General features: G+C 55.0%; 2 protein-coding genes and 2 pseudogenes. All 4 read left to right on the plus strand.

The annotated features are described in order from the left end of the window. The first annotated feature begins 341 nt into the window (after positions 1-341). A complete protein-coding gene (locus tag D9R08_RS19005; protein ID WP_147450736.1) occupies positions 342-1,214 on the plus strand; it encodes a hypothetical protein in 873 nt (290 codons plus the stop codon). Between the two features lie 81 nt (positions 1,215-1,295). Further along, a pseudogene (locus tag D9R08_RS18820) lies at positions 1,296-1,433 on the plus strand (IS5/IS1182 family transposase); the annotation flags it as partial. Between the two features lie 87 nt (positions 1,434-1,520). Then, positions 1,521-2,338: pseudogene (locus tag D9R08_RS18825) on the plus strand (IS3 family transposase); the annotation flags it as partial. 69 nt (positions 2,339-2,407) lie between these two features. Beyond that, the coding region (locus D9R08_RS18830; protein ID WP_147450737.1) for a transposase at positions 2,408-2,551 on the plus strand (144 nt) is incomplete at its 3' end.

A 2,551-nucleotide genomic window follows, 5' to 3' on the forward strand; every position in this document is an offset into this window, starting at 1 on the left:
AAGAAGGGCTCAAGACGCGCCATCTGCGCGTCTGTTAGCCAGAAAAGATCAGACATGTTCACCGCTCGTTTTTTGAACCGTGAATCATGCCGCCACCCAAAAATCAATGGGTCCTGACCCTAGATGAATACCTCATGCGATTTGTGCCACAGAGCCGCTTTCTGGTGCCACAGGGGGCTAAACCCTTCAAATCGCCCAATCGAATCGCCTAAAGATGCGGATTTTCAACGACGAGGTGTCGAACTTCAGGTGGCAGGGCTAGACGCACGAAACGGGTGTTGCTAGGCGCATCATGCGCACTCAAGGTGATCATCGACCAACGGCTAAAGGACGCTCTCTAGATGTCAAACTTGACCTTTATCGTTACCCACGGCCCGATGCCGCTTTATCCGATTCGAGACGACGTTCATCTCGTTTGGCTCTCCCGAGAAGCTCCGCCTACCGACATCGGAAACCCGGTGATAAGGGCATATGACCTATTCGACACTCCAGAACAGACACATCAGCGCTTGTCCGGGTCCATGGGCTCGATTGCGACTTTTCGGCATCTAGAAACACTTACGGAAAAACCTGAGCGTGTCACAGTCAGCCAATATCGCAAATTCAATAGCAAGACGCCATTCGGTTTGCCGCATTCACACTTCAAGAAAATTCCTGCTTCCAGCTATTTCGGAATGCAGATCCTAGACCCTTCTATAACAACCCCCATTGATCCATTTCCGTCTGGCACAGACACCCCATTCGTGGTGTCACCGCGTCGGAAATTTCGCGATACCATGTCACAACACGCCTCTGCTCATGAAATCGACAATCTCCTGTTACTCGTCGTCGCCGGCATCCGATCCGGCGGGTTGACCCGCGAAGAAGGGCTGGAGTTGCTGCAAACGTCGTTCTTCATACCTGGCGGCCTAGAACTCGGCACCTTTCCCTATGAGTTCTGGCGGAGTGCCATGGAGAGCATGGTCGGCGCTGTTGAGTTTTTTCTCGAGCAGTATTGGACTGAAACACTGGTCGACGGTGAACAAACCCGCGAAGTTTCCTTCGCCATGGAGAGATACGGCTCGTATCTGATCATTAACCATTTCGCCAAGGCCACGGCTTCAGGTACCCCAATCCAGGACCCTTTTGGGTATATTCATACAGTATTTCAGGAACCATTGAAGCGCCGCACACTGCCATCACGCTTGTTTTTCCGTCTTTCGAAACATCGCTAGTTTACCAAGGTCAGGACCCATTGATCTCCTTGAAACCGCTGCGGCTGACTGACTCAACCACCCGAACCGACGGGGGTGATGATGAGCAACCTTCTCTGGCTGACCGACGAGCAGGTGCAGCGGTTGAAGCCGTTCTTTCCGAAGAGCCATGGCAAGCCGCGGGTCGATGATCGGCGAGTGTTGAGCGGAATAATCTTCATAAATCGCAATAGGCTGCGGTGACAGTGCTCTGCCCCCTGAAAACTGGATCGTTTGAGGCTGGAGTTTTCCGCTAAGTTTTCCTGGCTGGGAAAGGAGCGGCATCGCATGAAAGCATCGAAATTCACTGAGGCGCAAAAAGCGTTCATTCTGAAGCAGGGCGAGCAAGGGACGCCTGTCGCGGAGATCTGTCGCAAGGCCGGGATCAGCCAGGCGACTTACTTCAACTGGAAGAAGAAGTATGGCGGTCTGCTGCCGGACGAGATGCGGCGGCTGAAGGCGCTTGAGGACGAGAACACCCGGCTGAAGAAGATCGTGGCCGACCTCACGCTGGATCGGGAAATGCTTCAGGATGTCATTCGCCGAAAGCTCTGAAGCCTGGCCGTTTGCGCGAGATCGTCACCGGGATGTGCGTCGACTGGGGTGTGTCGATCCGGAAGGCCTGTGGGGCCATCTGCTTCGACACTTCCACCTACCATTACAAGTCCCGGCGAACGGACCAGGCTGCTGTCGAGAGACGGATCGAAGAGATTGCGGAAACCCATGTGCGCTATGGTTACCGGCGCGTGCACGTCCTGCTGCGACGGGAGGGCTGGATAATCAACATGAAGAGGACCCGTAGGATTTACAATGAGTTGGGCCTGCAACTCAGGAACAAGCATCCGAAGCGGCGGGTGAAGTCCAAGCTCCGGGAAGACCGCCAGGAAGCCACAGGGCCGAACGATGTCTGGGCAATGGACTTCGTGCACGACCAGCTCGCCCTGGGCAAGAAGCTTCGCATCCTGACCGTCGTCGATACCCATTCTCGCCTCTGTCCGGCGGCCGATCCGCGCTTCAGCTACTGCGGCGAAGATGTCGTTCAGACGCTCGAACGGGTTTGCGGGCAGATCGGCTATCCGAAAACGATCAGGGTGGACAATGTGACCTTGCCCCTGATTTCCGGGCCATTGCGAACTGGAATTTTCCACCTTTGAATGGACGAAGGAGGAAGACCCATGAAGCGGAAGCGTTTCACCGAAGAACAGATCATCGGCGTGCTGAAGGAGAGCGAGGCAGGTGCGAAGACGGACGATATCTGTCGACGTCACAGCATCAGCTCAGCTACATTCTACAGCTGGCGGAAGAAGTACGGGGGCATG

It is taken from the genome of Rhodophyticola porphyridii, assembly GCF_003688285.1.
GTDB lineage: Bacteria > Pseudomonadota > Alphaproteobacteria > Rhodobacterales > Rhodobacteraceae > Rhodophyticola > Rhodophyticola porphyridii.

Bases quoted from the DNA above. Each gene is read 5' to 3' on its own strand.
- D9R08_RS19005 (WP_147450736.1), top strand. From the start codon at position 342: ATGTCAAACTTGACCTTTATCGTTACCCACGGCCCGATGCCGCTTTAT.